This is a genomic window from Burkholderia sp. Se-20378 (assembly GCF_017104665.1).
GTDB classification, from domain to species: Bacteria; Pseudomonadota; Gammaproteobacteria; order Burkholderiales; family Burkholderiaceae; genus Burkholderia; species Burkholderia lata.
Genome location: NZ_JAAGPG010001236.1, coordinates 1 through 691, shown reverse-complemented (window position 1 = coordinate 691; position 691 = coordinate 1). Strand labels below are relative to the sequence as shown.

Genomic DNA, 691 nt, shown 5'->3' with positions numbered 1-691 from the left:
GCCGCCACCGTGCCCAGCACGCGCCGCCATGCGCCGCGTGCGTCGTTCCCCGAAACGTTCATGCGTCCCCCAGCTTCAGTCAGTCGAAAAGAGTGAGGGCATGTAACCATCCGGTTCAGGACGATCCAACGAAGTTTTGCGCATATCGATATCGCGCGCGGCGCGAAGGGGCGGGCGCTCGCGAACGCTCGCCTGTACGCCCTGCATCGCGCGCTGTGTCGGCATGGATCGCATCACGTTGATTCGATTGGCGTTTCGTTCACGTCACCCGTCGCAACCGACGCACACGCTCGCACCACCGACCATCGCAACGATCGGGCCCTTCGCAGTTTTCGCGCTGTCGATAGAAAAAATCATTATATGAATCGCGCATGCTCGTACTCCTACAATGCGCAAATCGCATCATCGGAAGGTGTCATGGAGCTGCATCAACTCGAAGCCTTTTCCGCGGTCATGTCGGCCGGCAGCGTGACCGGCGCGGGCGAACTGCTCGGCCGCTCGCAGCCGGCCGTCACGCGGCAGATCCAGGAGCTCGAAGCCGATCTCGGCTACGCGCTGTTCGACCGGCACGGCCCGCGCGTCACGCCGACGCGGCGCGCGTTCCTGCTGTAGGAGGAAGTCGAACGCTCGCTGGTCGTCCTGCGTGCGATCGAGGCGCGCGCCCGGGCGCTCGGCGCCGAAACCGCCGAAC

At 64.5% G+C, this 691-nt stretch carries 2 pseudogenes; one reads left to right on the top strand and one right to left on the bottom strand.

The features are described 5' to 3' along the window. A pseudogene (locus tag G3N93_RS42365) lies at window positions 1-152 on the bottom strand (ABC transporter substrate-binding protein); the annotation flags it as partial. 208 nt (window positions 153-360) lie between these two features. Between G3N93_RS42365 and G3N93_RS41195 the strand changes: the two are divergent. Then, window positions 361-691, top strand: a pseudogene (locus G3N93_RS41195) (LysR family transcriptional regulator); the annotation flags it as partial.